Annotated in this window: 13 protein-coding genes; 8 read left to right on the top strand and 5 right to left on the bottom strand. The window is 45.3% G+C overall.

The features are described from left to right. Positions 1 to 2: 2 nt before the first annotated feature. Genes DYB02_RS18775 through DYB02_RS18755 form a run of 5 tightly spaced genes read right to left on the bottom strand, consistent with a single transcriptional unit; the run spans position 3 to position 5,248 of the window. Positions 3 to 1,844 carry a vWA domain-containing protein gene (locus tag DYB02_RS18775; RefSeq protein WP_115224158.1) on the bottom strand — a complete coding sequence of 614 codons (1,842 nt, stop codon included), beginning with the start codon at positions 1,842 to 1,844 and terminating at the stop codon, positions 3 to 5. After that, the gene (locus DYB02_RS18770; RefSeq protein ID WP_029803894.1) at positions 1,837 to 2,841 is read right to left on the bottom strand and encodes a vWA domain-containing protein; all 1,005 of its coding nucleotides are present in this window, start codon (positions 2,839 to 2,841) and stop codon (positions 1,837 to 1,839) included. The genes DYB02_RS18775 and DYB02_RS18770 overlap by 8 nt, the downstream gene beginning before the upstream one ends. After that, positions 2,834 to 3,310: a DUF4381 domain-containing protein gene (locus DYB02_RS18765; protein WP_005462967.1), complete on the bottom strand. Its 477-nt coding sequence runs from the start codon at positions 3,308 to 3,310 to the stop codon at positions 2,834 to 2,836. Before DYB02_RS18765 ends, DYB02_RS18770 begins: the two co-directional genes overlap by 8 nt. A 40-nt stretch (positions 3,311 to 3,350) precedes the next feature. Beyond that, positions 3,351 to 4,277, bottom strand: coding sequence for a DUF58 domain-containing protein (locus tag DYB02_RS18760; protein ID WP_029803895.1), 927 nt, complete (start codon positions 4,275 to 4,277; stop codon positions 3,351 to 3,353). A gap of 14 nt (positions 4,278 to 4,291) precedes the next feature. Beyond that, entirely contained in the window at positions 4,292 to 5,248 is a 957-nt protein-coding gene (locus DYB02_RS18755) for an AAA family ATPase (RefSeq protein WP_005499739.1), read from the bottom strand. A gap of 315 nt (positions 5,249 to 5,563) precedes the next feature. Here DYB02_RS18755 and DYB02_RS18745 point away from each other — a divergent pair, with 315 nt between their 5' ends. The 8 genes from DYB02_RS18745 to DYB02_RS18710 all read left to right on the top strand — a co-directional run bounded on the left by DYB02_RS18745 (position 5,564) and on the right by DYB02_RS18710 (position 25,640). Further along, entirely contained in the window at positions 5,564 to 7,480 is a 1,917-nt protein-coding gene (locus DYB02_RS18745) for a methyl-accepting chemotaxis protein (protein WP_029803897.1), read from the top strand. A 56-nt stretch (positions 7,481 to 7,536) separates the two neighbouring features. Further along, positions 7,537 to 7,737 carry a restriction endonuclease subunit S domain-containing protein gene (locus DYB02_RS18740; RefSeq protein WP_005462979.1) on the top strand — a complete coding sequence of 67 codons (201 nt, stop codon included), beginning with the start codon at positions 7,537 to 7,539 and terminating at the stop codon, positions 7,735 to 7,737. A 267-nt stretch (positions 7,738 to 8,004) separates the two neighbouring features. Beyond that, the gene (locus DYB02_RS18735; protein WP_021450605.1) at positions 8,005 to 8,676 is read left to right on the top strand and encodes a LuxR C-terminal-related transcriptional regulator; all 672 of its coding nucleotides are present in this window, start codon (positions 8,005 to 8,007) and stop codon (positions 8,674 to 8,676) included. A gap of 228 nt (positions 8,677 to 8,904) precedes the next feature. After that, positions 8,905 to 9,561, top strand: a complete 657-nt coding sequence (gene cpsQ / locus DYB02_RS18730) for a cyclic-di-GMP-binding transcriptional regulator CpsQ (RefSeq protein WP_005462983.1) — start codon at positions 8,905 to 8,907, stop codon at positions 9,559 to 9,561. A gap of 206 nt (positions 9,562 to 9,767) precedes the next feature. Then, positions 9,768 to 10,358, top strand: a complete 591-nt coding sequence (locus DYB02_RS18725) for a calcium-binding protein (protein ID WP_021450607.1) — start codon at positions 9,768 to 9,770, stop codon at positions 10,356 to 10,358. Between the two features lie 61 nt (positions 10,359 to 10,419). After that, positions 10,420 to 12,138, top strand: a complete 1,719-nt coding sequence (locus DYB02_RS18720) for a type I secretion system permease/ATPase (RefSeq protein WP_025525533.1) — start codon at positions 10,420 to 10,422, stop codon at positions 12,136 to 12,138. After that, positions 12,113 to 13,453, top strand: coding sequence for an HlyD family type I secretion periplasmic adaptor subunit (locus DYB02_RS18715; RefSeq protein WP_005462986.1), 1,341 nt, complete (start codon positions 12,113 to 12,115; stop codon positions 13,451 to 13,453). Before DYB02_RS18720 ends, DYB02_RS18715 begins: the two co-directional genes overlap by 26 nt. A gap of 892 nt (positions 13,454 to 14,345) precedes the next feature. Next, positions 14,346 to 25,640 carry a DUF11 domain-containing protein gene (locus DYB02_RS18710; RefSeq protein WP_029803898.1) on the top strand — a complete coding sequence of 3,765 codons (11,295 nt, stop codon included), beginning with the start codon at positions 14,346 to 14,348 and terminating at the stop codon, positions 25,638 to 25,640. Positions 25,641 to 25,644: the final 4 nt, after the last annotated feature.

Raw genomic sequence — 25,644 nt, 5'->3', positions numbered from 1 at the left:
GCTTACCACTCCTTCTGAGATTGTTGTGGACGTTGTTTTTGTTGAGCTTGCAACTGCATTTGTGCACGAATCAAAAAGCTTGGATCTCGAGCACTTTCGACAGCTTCTAGGCGGCGGAATTCAGGATCATCCTGAGGTGTTTTTTCTGGTTGGGCTTGCGCTTGCATAGGTTCACCTTTTTTTTGCTCACCTTGCTTTTCTACTTCCGTTTCGGTCTTTTGCTGCTTAGCTTTGTGTTCGGGATTTTGCTTTTCTTTTTTATTTTCAGCGTCTTGCTGATTTTGTGACTGCTGTCCTTGCTCTTGTTTAGTACTATTCTGAGACTTTTGTTGCTGTTGCTGTTGCTGTTGCTGTTGCTGTTGCTGTTGCTGTTGCTGTTGCTGTTGCTGTTGCTGTTGCTGTTGCTGTTGCTGTTGCTGTTGCTGTTGCTGTTGCTGTTGCTGTTGCTGTTGCTGTTGCTGTTGCTGTTGCTGTTGCTGTTGCTGTTGCTGTTGCTGTTGCTGTTGCTGTTTCAGTTTCTCCTCCACAACCGACAGGTTTTTCTTCGCTGCTTCAAAATCAGGATTTTCTTTAAGTAGCTTTTTGTATTGCTCAGCAGCGTCTTCTAACTGACCATTTTGCGCTAGCGAGTTCGCTAGGTTATAGCGGCCGGTTTGTGATTGGTCATTTGAAAACGCTTTAATAGCCGCTTCGTAATCGCCAGTTTGGTAACTTGCCGCGCCTTGCCAACTTGGGTCAGTGAACAGGTTTTTGGCTTGTTCATATTCTCCCTGTTTATAGAGATTAGCCGCTTTCTGATCGGCATTTAAGAATGGGTTGGCTTGTGCGTCTGGTGTCCAAGTTATTGGAAGCAGCGCAGCGATAAATACCCAAATTACACCACGGCGGAACAGGAAAACGGTAGGCAGTAGCAGTAGAGGCAATAGCCAAAATCCACCATTCAAACGAGAATCGGTTTTGACCTCTTGATTCTGTTTTGCTGCCAAGTTGTTCCCAGTATTATTCGTGTACGCTGCGATGCTATCCACGTCTCGGTTGTTGTGCTGAATAGGAACAAACATACCGCCCGTTTTGTTGGCTAGCGTTTGTAGGTTTTTCAGGTGTGTTTTGGCAACAACGGTCGAGCCTTGCGTGGTCTTAAGAAGCGAGCCGTCGGGTAGGGCAATCGGTGCGCCGTTTGCCGTGCCGATTGCAAGAACCGAGACTCGTATGTTTTTACCTTTAACTAAATTCAGAGAGCGTGCCAATTCTGAATCATCAAGATCATCGGCAAGAACCACAATGTCTCCTTGGTTTGCACCTGCTTGTGAAAATTGACTTAACGCCAATTCGATCGCTGCAGGGAGGTTCGAGCCTTGGAATGGCATCAGCTCTGGCGACAAGTTCTCGATGATACCTGCTAGCGTACTAGCATCCGTCGTTAGCGGACTCAAGCTGTAGGCATCGCCTGCATAGGCGATCAATCCAGTCGCCCCCTCTTTCCACTTTGGCAACAAGTCCAACGCTTTGTAACGTGTTTGAGTAAGGCGATTGGGTTTGATGTCGCTGGCGTACATCGAGCGAGACATATCTAGCACTAGCATACGATTTTGGCTTAGCTCGAAGCTTGGACGTGTATTTGATTGCCAGCTCGGCCCAGCGAGCGCTACGCAGGCAATCGCCCAAGCCAAGCCCCAAATCGTAAAATAGGGTTTGGACTGGGTGGTCTGCCCAAGCATTTTGGCGAGGTGCGGGGCAATCAGCGCGGATTTTTTCGCTCTAAATTTTTGATTAATCAGGAGTACGAAGGGGATTGTTATCAGTCCCAGTAACCAATATGGGTTAAGGAAAGTAAACTCAGCCATGTTTTCTCCTTAGCAGGAACAACAACATAGAAAGCACTAAAGCTGCACTCAGTGGGTATGGGAACCATTCGGACTGAGGCCGCCAAGTTTGGGTATCGCTTGATACAGGTTCCAGTTTGTTGATTGTGTCGTAGATCTTTTCAAGTTGTTCGGCATCTCGCGCACGGAAGTACTGCCCGCCAGTCATTTCTGCAATCTTCGTGAGCGTTTGTTCATCAAGGTCGGCTGCGGTGTCGACCTTACGAGTCATAAAAAAGTCTTTCACCATCATTTCGCCAGCACCTACGCCGACGGTATAAATAGTGGCATTGTATTTCTTCGCAATCTCAGCCGCTTCGATTGGATCTAACACACCAGCGGTGTTACTGCCGTCACTGAGCAAAATCATCACGCGCTGGGGCGCATCGCTATCGACAAAGGTTTTTGTTCCTAAGCCGATACCATCGCCAATTGCGGTTCGTTGACCAACTAGGCCAATTACGGTTTGCTTGATTTGTTGGATAACGGTTTGTCGGTCAGCCGTCAGTGGCGTTTGTAAGTACGCGTGGTCACCAAATAGAACTACTCCAAGCCGATCACCTTTTCGCTTCGCGACAAAATCTGATAAGACTTTTTTCACGGCAGAGAGTCGGTCGATGTACTCGCCTTCTAAGTTCATGTCCTCTTTTTGCATGGAGCCTGAAAGGTCAACCACCAGCATTAAGTCTCGGTACTTAGGTTGAAACTCGACAGGTTCACCAAACCAAACTGGTCTCGCACAAGCGACGACCAATAGCGTCCAAATGGCTACCGACAACGACTTTTGTTGCCATTGTTTAGGTTTATGGCTGTTTTTGCTTTCTGGCAAATACGCCAGTTTGATTTCTGCTTGTCGAGTTTCTTCAGGAAGAAGCTTGTAAATCAGCAGAGGTAAGGGCAACAAAAAAAGTGCCCACCACCAGACAAATTCAATGTTTAACCATTGGGAAAGGTCTGTCATGAGTGTTTGCTCAGTCACGGGTGTTTGCCTTTTTCTTCGGTGGCAAAGCGTGAGTTATCCAAAAGGCACAATCGTCGATCAAATCTTGATGTTGCTCTTGAGGCGACTTTTGATATAACGCGGCTTGCCACTGTTGTTGTTTGTCTACGAATCGAGTCTCTTTGGTATGACTGTCGAGAAATTCATACCATGCCATTCCAGTTAACGGGGCGATGTCTTCACGTGGGAAGTAACTCAATGCTGCTTGACGCAGAATTTCCAGAGCAGAGGAAGGCGTATGAGGTGTGACGGATTGAGTCAAAAGCTTTAATGCCGTTTTTTTGGCAAGTAAGCGCTTTTTACGCCATTTTGCATACAAATATACACCTAAAACAAAAAGAACGATCGCCGCAAGCATTGCCCACCATCCCCACGCAAGTGGGAACCAATCCGGAGCGTTCGGCAAAATCAAAGGTTCAAGGTTTAGGCTTTGGTTGTTTGTTGTCATTATTATTACTGCTTTATTGAAAACTGCTTTGTAAGGCCTGTTAGCTTAATTGCTGAATCAAAGGCCAACCACTTGATAGTGTGTTAAATGGAATAGCCATCGAATGACACTGTTGTTTGATGGATTCTTGGTGTTGAGTAAAGTGTGTTTCGAGCGCTTTTCTTTGTCCTGTTGAGCCGAAGTTGAACCATTGGCTACGACGGCCATCAGAGGCTTTTGCTTGGCCACGAAAGTCGGTTTCTCCTCTTTCCAATGGGTCGTAAAACTGAATGGCTCTCACGCTGTTGTGTTGTTTAAGGCGACGCAGTTGCGTTAGCTTTCTTTCTTCTACATGTGCAAAGTCACTGAGTAGAATCAGTTCACTGCCTTTTGGCGTGAGTGTGTGGAGTGTTTCTAACACTTGCGAATATGGCATTGTGCGAGTCTCATGATTTGGGTCTTGAGTCAACTGCGCGTTATGGGTATCAACGACCGCATTGAGAATCCGTAGCCCCTGTTTTTGCAAAGAGGAAGGGCGAAATTCTAAGCATTGGTGTCCATCATCAATCACTGCGCCAATACGATCTTTTTTGGCTAATGTGAGCCAAATAAGAACACTGGCGAAATGAGCGAGTTGTACTGACTTCAATACGTACTTTGAGCCAAAGTGAAGGCTTGAGCTGAGGTCGAGATACAAAATCACCGCTTGTTCTTTGTCTTCCGCAAACAATTTAGTGTGTGCTTTTCCGGTGCGCGCTGTGACTCGCCAGTCGATGCTGCGAATGTCATCTCCGGCTTGATACTGGCGCACTTCCATAAAGTCCATACCACGACCTTTTTGTCGGCTCGTATGGTTGCCGCTCATCTGCGACCAAATGCTTTGTGCCGGTGGCAACCAACGTACCGACTGCGTGCGATATTGAAGCAGTTCTTCCAGTGTTAATGTCACCCCATTCGCATGAGGCGGTAATGGATGGTTTGCAGACATGTCACTCACCCGCTTTATGCGCTGCCAACCAAGCTTAGCAACTTATCGATGACTTGATTTGCCGTTACGCCTTCTGCTTGAGCGTGGTAGCTGAGCAATAATCGGTGACGTAACACTGGGTACGCCATTGCTTGGACATCTTCAGGAGAGACAAAATCACGACCTGCTAACCAAGCATGAGCACGAGCGCATCGGTCAAGGGCGATGGTTGCACGCGGACTGACCCCCATTGCTAGCCATTTATCCAACTCACTGTCGTATTCGCTTGCTCGGCGTGTTGCCATCACCAAACGCACAATGTATTGCTCAATGGCTTCTGCCATGTGGATGTCGAGCACTTCTTGGCGCGCGGTGAAGATGTCTTGCTGACTCAAGCTTGGGCGCTCAATAGAGCATTCACCTTTTGCCTCACCACGATTGATCCGCAAGATCGCTAATTCATGTTCTGCATCTGGGTAATCCACTTCTAAGTGAAGCAAAAAGCGATCGAGCTGAGCTTCTGGAAGAGGGTAAGTACCTTCTTGTTCTATCGGGTTTTGCGTCGCCATGACCAAGAATAGCTCAGGCAGCGCGTAGGTGTGGCGACCTGCGGTGACTTGCTTTTCTGCCATCGCTTCAAGCATTGCGGCTTGTACTTTGGCTGGCGCACGGTTGATTTCATCCGCAAGAATGAGTGAATTGAAAATCGGCCCAGATTGGAATGTGAACTCGCCTGTTTCTGGTCGGAAAATATCCGTACCAGTTAAATCGGCAGGTAGCAAATCTGGGGTGAACTGAATGCGATGGAAGTCGCCTTCTACGCAATCAGACAGTGATTTTACGGCGCGAGTTTTAGCAAGTCCCGGAGGACCCTCAACCAAAATATGCCCGTCAGCAAGAAGGGCGATCAACAGTTGTTTAACCAGATCATGCTGGCCAATGATCTGAGACTCTAAATAATGCTGAAGAGTTTCGAAGTTTGATTTATGCATGCTTTGGACTCTCGATATCCATTTGATTTTCGTTTTGAGTATTGGTCATTGCCAATCAGGAAAAAGTTCCTGTTCGCTCTCGAAATTTATCTTTTCAATATTGGGGCAAAGAAAAGGATTGCAAGCGAAGAAAAACGCTGAAAGTGCTTGAATGACAGGGTGTTACATTTATTTTGCATAAGATAGTGAGAAATACCTCTAGTTTTGTTCGTTCAGGTCGATATAGGTTCCATGCTGTGTATGTCACAGAGATATGCACCTGATAGCCACTATCTAGGATGCCAATAACAAGTGATTCTTTTAAAAGGTCCGAATATGTTGAAACTTCATTCTCTGAGTATCAAACAAAAGGTTGTACTTGGTATTACTTTTGCTGTTCTTGCATCAACCATTATCGTTGGTGTGATGGCTCAACGCCATGCGAGAGACGTGTTAAGTCACCGCCTGATTGATATTGAGTTGCCAGCCATGCTGCAACAAATTAACACTGAAATTGACCGCGAAGTTGTGCAAATGCAGCAAGCGGCGAAGCAACTAGCAACAAACGAATTTGTTGTCGAAGCGCTAAAAAATACTGATCACCCACAGTTTTCTGAAACGCAGCTTGTTCAGCAGCTAAACAACATCAAATCTCAGTATGGATTGAATGACGCATCGGTCGCAAACCGTAAAACGGCGTACTACTGGAACCAAAATGGTTTCTTGCGTCAGCTAAACCATTCGCTAGACGCGTGGTTCTTTGGTTTCACCTCTTCGGGTCGCGAAACATCAGTGAGTGTTTTCCAAGAAGCTAATGGTGAAGTGAAAATGTTCACTAACTACCAAGACTTAAACGGTATCTCGATGTCGGGTCTATCTAAGTCGATGGATGACATGGTGTCACTTCTAAATAGCTTCCAAATTGAGGACACAGGTTACGTGTTCTTAACGAATGAAAAAGGTGACATTCAAATTCATCGTCAACAAGGCAAAAACAAAACGTCGATTGCGCAGCTTTTTGGCAGCAACGCGAATCAACTGCTGAACAAAAACAGCTTCAACCTAATTAATGTCGAGTTTGAAGGTAAGGACAATTTCGTCGCGAGTTTGTATGTGCCGTCCATGAACTGGTTTGTTGTTGGCGTCGTGCCTGTTGACGAAGTGTTTGCTGACCTCAATGCAACTGGCCAAAAAATGATGATCACAACCATTGTAGTGGCGTTGGTGTTCATTTTGATGGGCGTATTGCTTGCAAACAGTATCACTAAGCCAATTCGTTTGATTGCAGATCGCTTTACCGATCTTGGTCAAGGCGAAGGTGATTTATCACAGCGTATTGAAATTCGTGGCAATGATGAAATCGCGCAACTTTCTAAAGGTTTCAACGGATTTATTGAGAAAATCCACGCAACCATGAAAGAGGTATCTTTGACGAGCGGTGCACTGAGTCAAGCGGCAGACAGCGTGTCGAGCAAAGCAACGTCAACGTACGACAATAGCCAAGAGCAACGTGACCAGACGATTCAAGTGGTTGCAGCGATCAACCAAATGGGCGCGACAATCAGTGAAATTGCGTCTAACGCAGCGACGGCAGCCGATACTGCAAACCAAGCGTCTGATAATACTCAGACGGGTCGTGAAGTTGTGATGAAAGCGAAAGAAGTGATCAGCCGTCTTGCTGACGATGTGGAAACGACAAACATTGTTGTGACACAGCTTGCTTCTACAACGAAAGATATCGGCTCTATCCTTGGTGTAATCCGCGATATCTCTGAGCAAACAAACTTGTTGGCACTGAACGCAGCGATTGAAGCGGCACGCGCAGGTGAGCAAGGTCGAGGCTTTGCGGTAGTTGCAGATGAAGTTCGTAACCTAGCGTCGCGCACTGCCGATTCAACGGAAGAGATTCAACGTATGATCAACCAGCTTCAAAGTGATGCTCAGGACGCAGTAAGCGCGATGGAAGCTGGCAAAGCGGTCACATTTGAGGGTGTGGCTTCGACGGATGAAGCAGTAGAAGTGCTGGTGAATATCTCTGAACGCATTACGGATATCTCCGATCGAAACACGCAAGTTGCGACGGCAACGGAAGAGCAATCTACCGTGGTTCATACGATCAATCAGAATATTGAAGAAATCAACGCGATCAACGAGATGACAACTGCAACGGCGGAAGAGTTGGCTGGCGCAAGCCGCGATCTTCAAGAGCTTTCATCTCGCCTAGATAAGATGGTTGGTAGCTTCAAACTCTAGAGTTGGATAGAATAGACGAAGTTGAACAGTTTAATGACTATATTTAGGTAAGTACTATGAACGACTTCGAAAAAGAACTAGCGCAGATTTCTCAAGAAGCTGCAGAGGAGCCAGAAGTAAAGCTGCCTTCGCTAGAAGAGCAAAAAGCCATTGCGGCTGAGCTTAAAAAGCTAGAAGCAGAAGGCAAGTTAACGCCAGAAATTTTGGAGCAATACTTCGGCAAGTTTAATCAGAAAAATTCTGTTCCGGTTCATTAATAAAAAGGGAGTGTTTACTCCCTTTTTTCATTTGTAAAATTCATCATTCCTTCAATTTACTAAGTCACAAGCGCGACTTCTACTCATCATTTTCTAATCGGATAGCTTTTCTCTACCATTTCTCCCTACATCATGTTGTGACTTAAAAATTATTGACACTTCAATAGTTTACTAATTAGTACTAGGGATTTTCATACTTGACAATGCTCCCGCTCTATCTACTCTATTGCATATTTCAATCTAAACTACTAAAGGAATGCGAGCAGGATGGAGCATCAAACTACAAGGAATGTCATCTTAATTACGGAGGGCAGTCTACAGTCATCTCTCTTAAAGGATGTTTTGGAAACGAAGCTCGGTATTAACGTTCTACTGATCACTCCCGAAAATCTTGCTAGCCCATTTGTTAGAAATCGACCTATATCAGCGATTGTCCTAGATTACAGCGTTATCACAGATGAAGTGTTTGCTCGTTATATGGAATTTAAAACCCCCAATTTAACTGGAACGCTTGAAATCCTCATCAACTGCGACAAATCTATCTCAACGGATGAGCTCTTTGTCTGGCGTTCACTTGCCGGCATTTTCTATACCTCAGACGATATACAAACCTTACAAACGGGCATTGACAAGGTGCTCCAAGGCGATATGTGGTTCAGTCGTAAATTCGCACAGCAGTACATTACTCACCTGCGTCGTCATAGCAGGCCAATTAATAAGAACGTTCCGGCAATATTGACCAAACGGGAACAACAGATCATTACGTTTTTATCTATGGGGGCCTCTAATCAACAAATAGCTGAGCAGTTATTTGTAAGCGAAAATACGGTTAAAACGCATCTTCACAATATTTTTAAAAAGATTGATGTAAAAAACAGAGTGCAAGCGCTGATTTGGGCGAAAGAAAATATATCAGAACAATCTATAGTAGTTGTTTGATTTTATAAAAATCGATGTCTGACTAATTTAGTGCATACTCATATTTAGTCAAAAATAGATCATGTTAAAAGTGTTTCTTTTATGAGAAACACTTTTTTTGTTTCTGTTTTTAATAAATTAGTAATTCAAAAAGGTAGTAAATAACTTTACTCTGTTGTCTAGCACTTAGATATGAGCTTGAGTGCTGATAATTAACTACGAAATTAAGAATCTTAAGTTAATGAAAGTATGAGAAACATTATGGAACAGTACACGGAAAAGCCTGAAATCCTAATGCTCACTCAACAAAGTTTACAGAGTGAAAACTTTAAGGAAATGCTTTCTAAAAATACAGAAACGAAGATAACAATCATCGATGCTAAAAACCCTAGCTATCATGAACTCATCCCAGATCGTTACTTTTTATTGGTTGACTTTTCAGTTGATACACCTTCTGACACTTTAGTTTATCTAAAGGATAGCAATAAAGTGCTAGGTACTATCATGCTTAATCTGGGTTATGACTTAGATACCGAAGAGCTAGCGTCTTGGCCTCATGTCAAAGGCATATTTGGTCCATTGGACTCTATGGAAAAGGTTTGTCGAGGATTAGGGGCCATTGTTAAAGGAGATAATTGGCTATCAAGAAGACTGTTGGATCAATTGGTAAATTATTACAAAGGAAAAGAATCGAATAACGTTTCAGAGCCTGCAATTGAAGTAGAACTGACACGACGCGAAATTCAGGTTCTTAAAATGTTGAAGGAGGGTGGTTCAAATATGGAAATAGCTGACTCACTCTTTATCAGTGAACATACTATTAAATCGCATCTATACAATATTTTTAGAAAGTTAGAAGTGAAAAATAGGACGCAAGCCACAAGTTGGGCAAAAAGAAACCTCTAGTACTAGGAATAACTGCATGTAATTAAAAGAAAACAATAGATAAAGTACTAAGTTTTATATTTATAATTAAAAGGTCAGTTAGAAATATCATCCCATATTCAAACTCATTCTTATCCACTTGGCTATTAGACTTCTCATGTCTGGAACGAATCTCATCAGACGTGGAATAAAAGGTCTATTCAATAAATAAGCCAGAGGGAATAAAAATGAGCACAAGTGACAATGACACGTATTTAGGCGATGCAGGCGCAAACAACGATATCGCTGATTTCGATGGCGGTGATGATCTGTTTATCGGTTATGGCGGTAATGATTCGTTTGTTGGTGGCGGCGGTGATGACTACATCATTGGCGGCGCGGGCAATGATCGTCTAACCGGTGGTGCTGGTGACGACGTCCTGAGAGCTGGTACGGGAAATGATTATCTTGGCGGAGGTACGGGAAATGACTTGCTACTAGGTCTTCTCGGCGACAATAAACTGAACGGCGGCGTCGGGGAAGATATCCTTGTCGCAGGTTCAGGTGATAACGTTTTAGTTGGTGGCAGTGACAGCGACAAATTTGTGTTCACTGACAAGTTTGGTGGTCATGGTGAAGCGAAGGTAGTGGATTTCACTATCGGTGAAGACTCACTTCACATCATTAGTGACACCGTGACAGAGTTTGGCGATTTAACTTTCAGCTACGATGCGGCTGGCAATGCAGTATTTACTGACGGCGCAGATTTAACCGTTAAGCTGATTGGTGTTACTGAAACAGATATTAACACCTACGGTGCCGATTTATTTGTTATTTAAAATCTAGTTTAAGGCGCTAGTCATCTAGCGCCTACATCATTCGATTAAAGTGGAAGTAATCGTGCAGAAAACAGTTTTCAAAGAAGTCAGACAAAAACTATGCACGCTTGCAGGTTTGCTGATCGGTTTTAGTCTCTTCATTAATTTACTCGTACTTGCTATCCCACTTTATATGTTGCAAGTGTACAACCGAGTCATCTCATCTTATTCGACTGACACCTTGTTGCTTCTTACCATCATCGTGTTGGCGGCTTTGTTTACTATGTCTATTATCGATATTGCTCGTGCACAAATGAGTAAATCGTTCGGATTTTGGATGGACGCGAAACTTTCAGTGTTCATGCTTAAACGAAGCATTCAGTATCAATCGCATACTGGAAAGAGTTACACCTCTCAGGTTCTTCGAGATATTCAAACCATAAAAAGCTTTTTGAGCAGCCAAGCCCCTTATCCTTTGTTAGACGCTCCCTGGACACCGCTGTTTATTTTGTTCGTCTATCTACTCCATCCTTTGCTTGGGCATATTGCGTTGCTTGGTTCTGTCGTTCTGTTTAGCTTAGGTTTGATCAACGAGTTGATGACGAGAAAGACGATGCAAGAAAGTGAAGTTAGGGCCATTTCTCATATTAGTAGTGCAGAGTTAGCGACACAAAACGCCAACTCTATTTTAGCCATGGGGATGATGAACGCATTTTTGGAACAGTGGCAATCGCGAGTACAGAGTGTCAGTGTGCTTGAAGAGCGAGTTGCCGGAAAATCGATTTATATGGCTAACTTTTCTAAATTTGTTCGTGGCTCTTTGCAAATATTTTTACTCGGCGGTGGCGCATGGTTGGTTATTCAGCATGAAATCACGGCGGGTGCGATGATCGCGAGCTCTATTCTGATGAGCAGGGCATTATCGCCGATGGAGCAAGCGATAGGAACATGGCGCAGCGCGATGTCTGCGCGAATGGCTTATAAACGGTTAAAGGAGATTGATGCGATTGTTCGTCAAGACGAATCTGACATGCCGTTACCTAAACCGAAAGGCCATTATGAGTTAACCGGACTCACTTACCGTCACCCGGGTGCGACTGAACCAGTGCTGTCTTCTATCACATTATCAATCCCGCCGGGTGTGTCCGTCGGAGTAATTGGCCCTTCTGGCACTGGCAAATCGACATTTGCTCGCTTATTGCTTGGTAACATTCGGCCTTTAGCTGGAAAGGTGACTTTAGATGGCATGGAAGTGTCGACTTGGGCATCTGAAGATCGAGGTGTTCACGTTGGCTATTTGGCCCAAGAGGTGGAGCTATTTCCAGGAACCATTCGTGAGAACATCGCGCGTTTTAAACAAGAAGATCCAGCGAAGGTGATCAAAGCTGCACAATTAGCGGGTTGTCACGAATTAATCCTCAAAAAGAACAAAGGTTACGACTTCATTATTGGCGAAAATGGTCGTGGACTGTCGGGTGGTGAACGACAAAGGATTGCGCTAGCACGAGCTGTCTATGGTGATCCTTCTATCGTCGTCTTTGATGAAGCAAACGCCAATCTAGACGGAGAAGGAGAGGCTGCGTATCAGCGTCTTATCGCTTATCTAAAATCTCAGGGCTCAACCATTGTGGTTATCGCCCATAATCCAAGCACATTGAGGCAAATGGATCGATTGCTGTATTTAGCTGATGGCCGCGCCAAACTTTATGGTGCTCGAGATGAAGTGTTGAAGCGTTTAATGGGCGAGGACAGAACGGATATTCCAAGGGTGAAAAATGAGCAATCAGCAGCCAGTCGTTAACGAACTTCCTGCGGAGAAAGTGTACCGTTTCAGTTCAGATGCTAACTTGAGTTTCAAAAAGCCAATTTTGCTCGGAGTTGCAACGTTAAGCTTTTTCCTAGGCGGTTTAGGATATTGGGCGGCTACCGCAAAGTTAGAGAGTGCTGCTATCGCTTATGGAGATTTGTCTGTTCTAACCAAGCGGCAAGAGATACAACATTTAGAAGGCGGTATCATTGAAAAACTGTATGTTCAAGAGGGCGATTTGGTAAAGAAAGGCCAGCCGCTTGTTCAATTATCGCAACGTCAGCCAATGGCCAAGCTAGATGCAGTTAGTGGTCAGTACATTCACACGCTAGCGAAGGAAAACCGGCTGAGTGCCGAATTGGATGAATTAGCGGATATCTCGTGGTCTGGTGATCTAGAAGCGATTCCTCGTGTAAACATCGTAAAAGAAGCCCAGTTAGTGCAAAACAAGATCTTTACTGCCAGAAAGCGTTTTTTTGAGAGCAAGCTTAGTATTATTGAACAAAGTATTTCTGGTGCGAGCTTAGAGCTCGAAAATCTTAAGCAAACCAAAGTCATCGAAAGAGAACGCCTCAACTTTATTGAAGAAGAAATTGCAAGTAACCAAGCTTTGGTCCAGAAGGGGTTTTCTGGCAAATCCACTTTGTTGCAACTCAAACGGCTTGCCGCAGAGGTTCGTAGTACTCTAAGTCAGCTTGATCGGCAATCTTTAACCGTTGGGAAAAGGTTAGACGAGAACCAAGCTAAGATAGAAGAGTTAAAGCTCGAAAGATTGAATGAAATCGTCGAAGAGTTGCGGAATACCAAAAAAGAAGTCGTTGCCATTCGTGAAGAGTATCGATCTGCTCAAGATGTGGTGGCTAGAACTTCAATTAATGCGCCAATCTCAGGCCGCGTGGTGAACATGCAAGTGTTCACTGAAAAGGGGGTTATTGGTTCAGGACAAACGTTGTTAGAGTTAGTGCCTCAAGATGATAAGTTGCTTGTTGAAGCAAGAGTCAATCCGCAAGACATTGACTTGATCAATCCAGGACAACAAGCGCATGTGCGATTAACCGCTCTGAATGCAAGAACATTGGCTCCTCTCGATGGCACGGTGCTGACTGTTTCTGCGGATAAACTGTCACAAGAAAACCAAGATGACTATTACCTAGCACGAATCTCAATTTCTCAAGATGATGTTGCCAAGTACCGTTTGACATCCGGAATGAACGCCGAAGTACTCATTTTGTCTGAGCCTCGAACACCGCTGAGTTATTTGATTAAGCCACTGACAGAAAGCATGAACCGAGCATTTCGAGAAGAATAGGTATTCTGTCTTCGAAGAAGCGTATTCTCGCCAATTACATGCCTCGCTGGATATAGATCTAGCGGGGCATTTTTCTTTTTCAAATGGCGTATTTGAATCGGATATATGTTGCTAAGATTGAACCAATCTACCGATGGTTTTCGAGTGACAGTTTTAATTATCAACACTCTGATGTTTTGATTTGTCAGTTTGTTTTTATCGGTATTTTTGAGGGGCTTAATAATCCAAATCGAAAACGAATGATATTTTCTTGGTTATTTGTAGGAATTATCCTGCTTTGTAGGTTTTGTATTACTTAAGATCGGTAATTTTCTTTCCTATATATCAATTTTTGCGATCGAGAATGGTTAAGTTTCGCTATAAATCATAATGCGTCGAATCATTCCTAATGTTTTTTGAAAATAATGTCTATTAAATGGTGTGGATTACGGATTGCTTCTTGACTTTTGTTTTATCTTGTTGATTTTTAATAGATAATTTCTATTTGGGCTTGGTTTGATAAAATGATGACTTATCTAGTAGTCATCATTGTTTTCATCTACAACGCTGTGTTACTAGTTTGAAGTTGTTGTCAGGTAATTCTGATAACCGTCGTTTCATATAAATTTAAATATCATAATCAGTTACCTTTCACCTATCTACTAATTCATGTTTTAAATCTAACGATATAGCCAGATCCTATGGTTTTCGAACGTTATAAATTATTGGATGTGCAATCATAAGATTATATATCTACCTATTTATGGTTATTAAATAAAAAATTGACCATATCGTGACATTTATTGATTAATTGTCGTCAAAAATTCGTCGCCTCAAAATTTTGACGTTTTTGTGTTCATTTTACTCTCGGTAATTCATAAGAATTTTATATAAATTGGAAAGTACTGTGTCGATGGTTCAGCGTTGTTTTACCTTACTCTTAGTTGCCTTATTTACCTCTGCAAACGCTCTAGCAGCAGGAGAGGTGGAAATTTCATTTAGTCCTGCTTCTGGGAGTCATTATGAAAATGGTGAAGAAATTTCATACTCGATTGAGGTAAAAAATACAACGGCGGACACAATTGCAGATGTCTCAGTGATAAACGCGGTTTGGGATGTCATGTCGGGCGACCAAAAAGCCTTTCAGAGCGTATCGATATCAGACACTCACAGTCTAGGTTCAATCGCTGGTAGTTACGCATCTAGCAATGCGAACTTAGAAGTGACTGGCGCGACATTGCTGCCATTTGGTCGAGTTACTTATCATGTTAGCGCGACAGTGTCTCATGAGAGTGCTGAAAACATCGTATTAGGTGGAGCACAAGTAAAAGCGATGATTGCTGGGGCAGAGAATACATTCGTTGATACAACCAGCGTCACGTTTGAACCTGCAGAATACAAATACACGCTAGATGCAGCGGTAACGCCAGCTGAATATCAAGTCGCAAACGTTTTGACGTACACGCTCACCGCAAAAAATACTGGCCTGTTTGCAGTAAAAGGCTTAGACATAACCCAACCTTTTTTGTCTCTTACTGGTGAGGTTCTAAGCGGTGCCAACGCTCCAGTTTTTAGTCATGTCGAGATCAGTGCTGTCGCTTCTTCTGGGAGTAATACGGGAACATTTTCGAAAGCAGATGATTTGTCGGTAGAGAATGCGGAGCTATCCGTGGGTGGTTACATCACTTACACCATCAAAGCGACCGTTGCGAATGATCTGGTTTCTGACATTACAACTAAGGCGTCGGCGTTAACGCGCGATGGCCCTGTAGAAAGCAATGTTCTTGTCACGCCTCCAGCGACGCCGAACGTTACGCTTACCCATACACTTTTGTCTTCGACACCTTATTTAATAAACGGTAAGCTCAATTTCGAAATCAAAGTCAGTAACAACGGTGGTGCGATTGCACATGGTTACCACGTTACGCAGAACATCAACACGTTACTTACCAACAATGGCTTGGCGAACGATCTCTCGTCTGCTTTTAACAACACCGATGTGACCGGAAATCCATTCTCAACGTGGACTGTAACGGTCAACAACATTGGCTCTAACTCGTTATCTGCCTATCAAGCTAGTGGAGTTCAAACTGATGTCGATTTTGACGATACGGTGTCGATCTACCCCGGTGAGTCAATCACTTACCTAGTTGAAGCTACACTGACGCCAATCACCATTGGTACGCTTCAAGGCTTTTCTGCTGCCGTCAAAGATGAATCAGGTTCATTAGTTCAGAGCGCAAACGTCGCAGATACAGTCAATGCAGAAAAAGTGCTGAACGTTTCTGATTCCGAGATCGCCATTTCTAAAACAACTACCGCATCAGAATATGTGCCCGGTGGAAACATCGAATATGAAATTACGGTAACCAACGGTTCGTCTAAGTACTTTGCCAATAACTTATTGATTCAAGATAACTTAACTTGTGTCATGACGGAGCAAGCAGGCGGTGCAGGCGATGCGCAAGCGTTTAAAGAATGGAAAGTTGAAGTCATTTCGGGTGAGGACTCGCTTGGCTCGGATCCGGGTTCGTATAGCTATGGCTCATGGAGCTCAAATCCAATTGCTTTGACGCCTGATCTTGCTCCAGGAAAAACCGTTAAATACAAACTTACCGCAAAAGCCAATGATGCTAGCATGGGCGTTATTTTGGATGACTCGACGAGCTGCGCCAACGACAACGTGACCGAAAGTGGTTCAGGGGTTCAAACTCCTGACGACAACTTGCGTGTGAGTAAAGATGTCGATAGTCGTTACTATTCATCGGGTCAAACACTCACTTACACCATCGTAGTGACTAACGATGGTGATGGCTTTGCAAACCAAGTTCAGGTCTTGGATGAACTCTCGGCGATCACTACTCAAGACATTAATGGTAATACGATCAACGCCTATTCGGATTGGACCATTACTGCAAACGCATATAAAGCAGACGGTACAGCCGCGACGGCTTCCAACACTGGTATTGTTGGGGCAGTAAAGTATCCCGACAACCTGAATGTGATTGCGACGCTTGAGCCACATTCCTACATTGCATACACCATCGTGGCAGACACTCATCCTCTGGCGAATGGGCACATTCAAAACCAAGTGACGGTCGATGGCACTGTGTACGCCGACCGAGGTTCTGATCCGCATGATTTCGCGATCGAGGTTAACAAGCGTGTTAAAACGAACACCGATACCAGTTTTGATACAAAGCAAACCTCGTATTCCAAGCTGGACAACGAAGTGACGTTTGAAATCAGTGTGAAAAATGCGAAAGAAAACGGCTATGCAACCAATGTGCAAGTCAAAGATGCGATATCAACCATCACGGCTGAAATTTTGGAGCCAGATGGCGTCACTAAGCCAGTTTTCAATGCTTGGACTATTCGTGCTGAAATCAAGTCTGACGATCCTTTGCTGAACGGTAATCCTGCTTACACCGATGTCGGCAGCTTCTCAGACAACCTTGATTTAGATACTAACGCTCAAATTCCGCCGAACGTTGAAGTGGTGTACACAATTGTTGCTCAGATTGACCGTTCAAATCCGGATCAAATTCTGTACTCTCAATTCAGTAATACCGCGACGGTTAAAACGCCAGATTCTACTGTCCAGTCATCAGCATCAGACAGCGTTACGGTGTATCCAAAAGAACCTAAGATCATCGTGACTAAAACCACACCGGATGACGAGTTTATCCCCGGTGATTGGGTCACATTTACGGTATCTATTTTCAACTTTGGCGAAGGTTATGCGAACGAAGTTCATGTAACGGACGATATTGTGGGTCTGGATGCGTTTTCTGAATGGACGATAGACGCGACGATTGATTCAAACAACTCGCCATACAAAACAGGCAGTTACGCAGGGCCTAAATCGGGTTACCCAAACAATGGAAATATTGACTCACGTATTGATATCGACCCTAAAGTGGGTAGTGAGAAAGGCTCGGTGGTTTACGTTATTCATGGTCGAGTGAAGAACGATTATGCGAAGCAAGAGATCTCCAATACGGCGCAAGCTTATGATCCTTTAACCAATTTGAACCAGTCGTCTTCTGCACAAATTGGTGATGGTTCGAGCGACAAGCTTAATGTATCGATCTTAAAAACTGCCGATAAAGTCCGCTTTGTTCCGGGCGAAGATGTGACCTACGAAATCCGTGTTCTCAACAATGGTTCGCACACTGAAACTGGGTTAAAAGTCGTTGATAAGTTGCAAGATATTTTGTCTGTATTAGCGAACGACAAAGACAATCAGTATCAAGATTATCCGGACCAAAGCCCGTTCGAATATTGGCAATTTGACTATGACGACGGTGCCGGTTTTCATTCTGTAACAACGGAGAACTTTGTGTATCCCGAAGGGGACGCTTCCAAAACAATGAGTTTGGAAGCGGACGAAGTGCGTACGTTTAAAATTAAAGCGCGTGTAAAAGATAACGTCGTTGGTTCGCTAGATGAAGGGGGGAATCTCAACGATAAAATTGCAAATGATGCATACATCTATCGCGATCTTGGTGAAGTAACGGAAACTTCTCACATTTCACACCATGAAATGAAAAAGGCATACAACGGTGGGAATGTCACGCGCAAGCTATTGGTGAATGGAGTCGAATCTCGTTTTTACTCACCAGGTGATACGTTGACCTATTTAGTGACGGTATCGTCTCAAACAGGTTACGTGAACGACCATACTGTGAGTGAAAACATCACTGACGTGACGACACAATTGCTCGATGGGTCAACTGCAACGCCCTTCGCGTCTGGTTTTTCCGTTGATGTATCGAAAAGCGATGCCCACGGCGGTGATAGCACAACCGATGGTACGCTCGATGGCACGGTAGCAAACAATCAAAACATCTCAACCGTTATTGATGTGGCGGGTGGGGACTCAGTCACATACCAAGTCGAAGGTGTCGTTCGTGAAGAGTCGGTAGGTAACATTACGATCGGCGGTATCACCGTTATTCCAAACAGCTACCATCTTTCATTCAGCAAAACCGTGGATGAAGCAAGCTATGAGCCGGGTCAGCCATTGGTCTATCGCCTAACGATTGAAAACGATGGTAAGGGGAACGCGTACAATATTCCTGTGGTGGATCGCTTATCCAACATCACTGTGGAACTTGTTGATGGAACAAGTGAAAAGGCGTTTGATTCGGGCTGGACTATCGAGCAGAACATCGTCAGTGGTAGCGATAAAGCCATTCTCGATCTTGATGGTTCAGTTGAAAATAATCGAGATATCGACACGCATGCCTCCATCCCCGCAGGCACTAAAATTGAGTACAAAGTGACGGCGACGGTAAACAACAATGCAGTCGGTGAAATCCTCAACTTGTTGACCGTTGACGGCGATACTGTCAGTGCGAAGACGAAAGCATCGGCAGAGAAATACGACTTCGAAAAACACATTACCCGCTTCTTAGATCAAGACGGTGTTACTTCATTGAGCGGCGGTTACACGCCAGGCGGCTACATTGAGTATGAAATATCGCTCGTTAACCTTAACAACGTGCACATGCAAAACATGCCGATTAAGGATGAACTTAGCGCAATCAAAACCCAATACTTAGATGGTTCGATGGGTGCAGCGTTTGACTCTTGGACCATCACGACTCAAACCGATACCAGTGGTATCAGTGAGCCGGGGTCGGTCACGGATAACCGCGATATTGACACCCAGTTTAACCTTGCAGCAAATAGTTTCGCTGTTGGCGGCACTTTCATCAAATATACGGTGAAAGCAAAGATCAGCGAGAAAGCGGTTGGCCAAATCTTAAACGTGGCGGTTATTGATAGCAGTCATAACCTAGTCGCTGAGCCAGCCAACATGCTGCCTTCTGAGGTAAGCAAATCCCATAAAGCGTACACGGATTCGTCTTTATCGAGCGAAAAGCTGACGTACAATCACACGTCTAGTGGCGAAAATATCGTGTACCGTCTGCGCCTCCAAAACAATGGTAAAGGACTGGAGTACAACAAATCACTGCAAGAGTTATTTTCTAGCATCAAAGTCCGAGTGGCACAAAATGCGGCTGGAGAATCAGACGCGCAGAGTTTACCTGCCTTTGCTGCGCACGGATGGGATGTGAGCGTGAAAACTTCTGGTGAAGCAACGACGGATATCGGCGGCTTTGTTGGTGGTGCAAATGCGGATATCGATATTCCAGTTCTATCCATTTCGCCGGGCGGTTGGATTGAGTTTGTGATGAAGTCACGTATTCGTCCAGACGCTTTGGATCAAATTGCTTCGACGCCGAAATACGACGGCACGAACTTCGCGACAGCTCGCGTGACACCGGAAGGCAGCAATCTAGCCGTTAACAAAGAGATCGTTTCGATTGCTGGTAAACCTTACGCAGCGGGAGACACTTATAAACCAGAAGATGAGGTGGTGTATAAGTTTACGGTGACCAACACCGAACCTGTATGGCGTGACGAGGCCGCGATTCAAGACATCATCTCTAATGTTCGTGTTGAAGTTATTGGTGACACAACGAAATCGGCATTTTCAGAATCTGAAATCAGCCACGTCTTTACCTCTGTTGGTACCAGTGGCACGCAAGACACCTACATCGAACCATACGATGCCACCGATGATCTGGATTTGGTGGTTGATATTGCGCCTGAAGAAGTGATCGAATTTACCGTAAAGGGGAAAGTTCGCGCTGATGCTGTCGGTGATATCGATGGAAACACCGCAAAAGCTGGCAACCAGAGTGACACAACGGAAACCATTCCTCCTGTCGCACCTGTTTTAGATTTCCAAAAACTGGTACTGAACACGACCGCCGACAGCAGTACGTGTACGTTCCCATCTTCGACGGGCACTGATTGTCACTACAATCCGAATGGCCAGATCCAGTATCAAGTTTCAGTCACCAACGTAGGTGAAAGTACCACTAATGGTGCCACCATTGTGGATGAACTGGACAAGATTAACACGTCTGATGGCAAACCAGCTTTTACGGATTACAGCGTGGCGATTGTTAGTGCTCCAACGTCAGACCGCTTCTCCATCAATGGTCAGTATCAAGGCAATGTACCCTTAAACGCAGCATTCGATCTGATGCCAGGCGATACCGTTGTCTTTGAAATTGATGGTACGGTTGCGGCGGATGCAACGGGCGCAATAACTAACGTCGCAAAAGTTGCAGGCGTGGACAGTAATGCTGTCGTGCTTGATCCGGGAACTTCGAATCTGCTAGCGCAAAAGTCGACGGACACTCCGACGTACACGCCGGGCTCGGAAGTGCGCTATCAGATGCGAATTCGCAACGTAACCACCAATAATGAGCTGGTGGATGTGCGCGATACCATTAGTAGCTATTTGGTTGAGACCGCGGACGGCACTGAAAAAGTCGCACTGAAAGATTGGAGTGTAAGCGCGAGCGTTATCTCTGACGGTAACCCGGCGTACACCGACATCAACAACTTAAATCTCATTGCGGATAATACCGACATCGACACCACCATTCAGATGGGTGGCAAAGCGCCAGATGACACCTACACCGAGGTTCTCATTGAGGTGGTAGGGCACGTGCGTGACGACGCGGTTGGCGAGTTTACCAACCAGTTGCAAGGGAAGTTAAGCAGTGGCTCGCGCTATGTGACGTATAACTTACGCGAAAAAGTGATCGTTCCTGAACCGGGCAATTTGGCCGTCACGAAAATCACTACCGATCCAGCGGCTATCTACCATCCGGGCGACACTATTGGTTACGACATCGAGGTGAAGAATACTGGCAGCGGCTATGCAACTGACGTATTGATTGCGGATTTGTGGAAAACCATTCGTACTGAAAAAGCGGGTTCTGCCTTGCCTGTTCGTGCCTTTGAGGGGTGGTCGGATGTCAGCGTTAGCGTAGATGGAACGGATCCGAGCTTAACTCAAGCTGTGTCGGGCTCAGAAGTAACGGGCGATAACGGTTATCAAGTTCGTTACAACATTCACCCTGCTCATAGCGTCAAGCTGCATGTAGAAGGCGTGGTCAAAGCCGATCTGGTTGGTGATATCACAAATGTGGTCGAAGTCAGTGACGCGACGAGTAAACAAGCCGCGCAAGCGACGTATGTTGCAGCTGCCGCCGATTTGAATGTGACAAAAATCGTCGATAAAACTCAGTATGAGTCTGGCGACACGCTGACGTATACGATTCAAATTGAAAACACCACGGCAAACTGGGCGAACGATGTCCAAGTTAAAGACTTCGTAAACAAAATTACGGCGGCCAGTGTGACTGGTGCAGACGTGATTGCGTTTGAGTCTGGGACTATTTACATGAATGCCGAGTCTTTGAGCGGAGCCACTAAGTTCCCCGCAGCCAATGACGAGTTCATTGATGGCAGTATTGATATTGCGCCTAATGATGTGGTGACCATCACCGTAGAAGGTGAGCTCAACTCGCAAGTCGTTGGCGAGGTGACCAATACCGTTGATGTTACCTACAACGGCACCACAAAAACGGCAGAAGCGACCAGCACGGCAAAGATCCCCGATCTAACGTTTACGAAAACGCCGATGGTGGAGCATTACAGCCCAAACAAAGCGTCGGGTTACATTCTCAAAATTGTCAATGAAGGCAACAACTACGCGAACGACATCAATTTGAAAGATGCCATTGGCGCGTTAACTGTCGATACGATTGATGGTTCAACCAACCAAGCATTTTTGCAATGGGCCGTTCAATATGTGGCGGGCAGTGGGTTAACTACGGTCGATGCGAACTCTTTGGTGGTGGATAAAGATATTGACTACAACATCGACCTAGCACCAAATGACAGCATTACGTTGTACGTGATTGGTTTAGTGAATGCACATGCAACTGGTGACATCGTTAACCAAGCCACACTCAGCTACAACGGCAAAGATATTCTCGCAACTGCAACGCTAAAACCTTATCCGGGCGATGTCGTTATTGAAAAGTCTGCTGACGAACGATATTACCAGCCGGGAGAGTTCTCGACATTCCGAGTCAAGGTCACGAACAATGGTTCTGGTTTTGCTGCGGATGTCAAAGTGGAGGATTTGATTTCTGCATTAGAGGTTGAAACGTCTGGTGGCGCAATGGAAGCGGCATTCAACGATTGGACTATCGTGACCAACAAAGGTGACCTTCGCACCAATATCGAGACCTTACCGGGACCAAATTCGGACATCGCGACCAATCTCGATATTGCTCCAGGAGATACGGTTGAATTTGCCATTACAGGCACGGTGAACAGCCGAGCGGTTGCCAACATTATCAACACAGCAACGGCTGAGTTTGCAGGTGCAACGACAGAAGCAACCGCAACCTTAGAAACGCTGCCTGAAGAAGTGTGGATTGAGAAAACAGCCGAATCGCCAATGTATATTCCGGGAGAAGATGCGGTATTCCACGTTCGTGTTTACAACGGCACTGATGGTTTCGATAACGACATCGCGTTAGAAGATATTTTGTCGGGCATTAAAGCCACCAACATCTATGGCGTGAGTGAGCGTGCTTTCGAGAGTTGGACGATTGAAACGACGAACAGCGACAGCCGTACCACCATTACCCCGATGCCTGTCGATAATCAGGATATCCGTTCGATGATCGATATAGCACCGCATGACATTGTGGAGTTCACGATCACCGCGAAGACTAACCCGTTAGCCGCGAGTGATATCACCAACACGGCGACGGCGGATCTCAACGGTACGCAGCAGCATTCAAGTGCCACTGTTCAGCCTCAATCTCAGGGGATCTCGATTGAGAAAACCGCAGACACCCAATATTACGTTCCGGGTGCAGAAGCGACGTTCCGCGTCAAAGTGAAGAACGAAGGCACAGTCCCAGCGACAGATGTGGCTGTAAAAGACGCCATTAGTAATCTTGCAGTCGTGCGTCTTGATGGTACGTCGGTAAAAGCGTTCGACTCTTGGCGCATTGAGGTGAATAAAGCGAATGCGGAAACCGAGATCACCAACATGCCGGGCGTGAATTCAGACATCGATTCAACGCTAACGATTGCTGCGAATGATGAAGTGGAGTTTGTGATTACAGGCCTTGTGAACCAATACGCTACTGGCGAAATTGAGAATACTGCTAGCGCCACATTCCGTGGTGAAACGCAAGATTCAACAGCGACACTGCTGGCGATGCCGGAGTCGGTCAAACTTGAAAAAACCGTTGACGATGAGTTCTACCGTCCGGGAGAGAGTGTTACTTACCACGTGGTGTTAACTAATGAATCGGGTTCATTTACTGAAGAGATGGTACTGAAAGATCTGATCTCAGAACTGAAGGTCAACACCATCAACGACACTCAAGCTGAAGCATTTACCAGTTGGCGTATGACCAGTTCATACAACGATGAACGAACCATCGTTCTGCCGCAAATTCAGGGCGACAATCTGGATGTAAACAGTCGCGTGATTCTTGCGCCAAATGACACGTTAGACATTGAGATTACCGGTGTGGTCAATGCAGACGCGATGGGAGAAATCACCAACCACGCTTACGCATACGACAAATCGGAAAGCGATGTTTTGGCAGAAGATGTCGCCATTATCAAACCGCAACCAATCATCTTATCGGTGACGAAAGTGGCCGATAAAGCCGAATACACCAATGATGACGATGAAATCACGTTCACGATGACGGCGACCAACCGTGGCTCTGGCGATGCAGAGAGCGTGAACTTGTTGGATGAAATCGACAAATTGATTGGTAGCAACGGTAATGCGTTGTTCACGACATGGAAAGCGACTATTACAGAGCTGAAATCTGGCGTTGTGGTCTCTGTGGATTCGGAGAACAACGTCAATTCCAACCATACCTTGAAAGCGTACCAAGGCAATGAGTTTGAAATCGTCGTGACAGGTGAGATTAATCAAGGCATTGATGACAACTTTACCAACGTCTTCACGGCAGCAGCATCAACGGGCGAAACGGCATCTGCGAATGTCACGATCAAAGTGAAAAAGCAGGCTTACAACGAAGGCATGCTGAAAGTCACTAAAGTGGCAAGCAAATCGGAAGCCAGTGTCGGTGAAGTCGTTGAATACGAAGTGGTGATCACCAACGAAAACGACAACCCATTCTCAGGAGTGCGTCTGGTCGACCGTTATCCTGGTGGTTTTGCTTACATTCCTGATTCTACCGAGATGGTAAATAGCGGCCCTGATGGCGTATTTGATACCTCAGACGATATTCAAATCACGGTCGAACCAACCAAGACAAACCAGCTGTTCTTCGATGTTGGTGACATGAATATCTATGGTAAAGGCGATTCTCAAACTGCGGATGCTGTGCGCATTCGTTACCTAATGCGCGTCAGTGTCGGTGCTACTTTTGGCGTCTACACCAACACTGCATGGGCAGAAGCGCCACCAGCAGAAAGCTTCTCGGCACAGAACACCAGCACTAACTACGTGGTGAAATCGAACCTAGCGAGCGCAACCGTCGAAGTGATGCCAGACAAAGTATTCGATACCGCTTCTATCATCGGAAAGGTGTTCGAAGACCACAATGGTGATGGTTTCCAAGCAGATGCAACCGCGGACGATGTTCTCATCGACATTGACCTTGCGCTAGGTGATTACGTTCCGAACTCGACCTTCATTATCCAAGATGGCGTAGAAACTCAGCTCAAAGATGTGACGGGCAAACTGCAAGGTCAACCTGTAGTGATGTCGAGAATGGATAAAGGCTACGAAGTGGATGAGCTATATGGCTTGTCTCGTAACCGAACGCTTAAGCAGAGCAACCAAGTGGCGTTCCAATTCAAAACACGCACTCGCCAAGGCTTCTCATTCAAGGTGACCACCGATAACGGCACGCACATCGAGTTCGACCAACAAGGCAATGCGATTACCAAGCATAAAGGTGATAAGCAAAAAGGCCTGTCGGCAGAGCACATTGATGTCGAGAGAAACCTTTATCGCGACGGGGATGAGTACCTTTGGGAGATCGTCGTTGAGAACAAAGGGCTTTATGAAGACGGTATTCCGGGCGTTCGACTGCTTACCGTCGAAGGCATCATTATCGAGACCGACCAATATGGTCGATACCATGTTCCAGATCAGTGGGTGTTGAATAAGAAAGGGAAGCAGTTCTTGGTCAAAGTCGACACAGACTCGCTACCAACGGGTATGAAAGTGATCAGTGAAAACCCGAAAGTACAACGAATCACACCAAACAAACTGACGAAATTTAACTTCAGTATTCAAAGCAGTGGGGATGATTAACCGT

Source organism: Vibrio parahaemolyticus (assembly GCF_900460535.1).
Lineage (GTDB): Bacteria > Pseudomonadota > Gammaproteobacteria > Enterobacterales > Vibrionaceae > Vibrio > Vibrio parahaemolyticus.
This window is presented reverse-complemented; position numbering and strand designations above follow the sequence as displayed.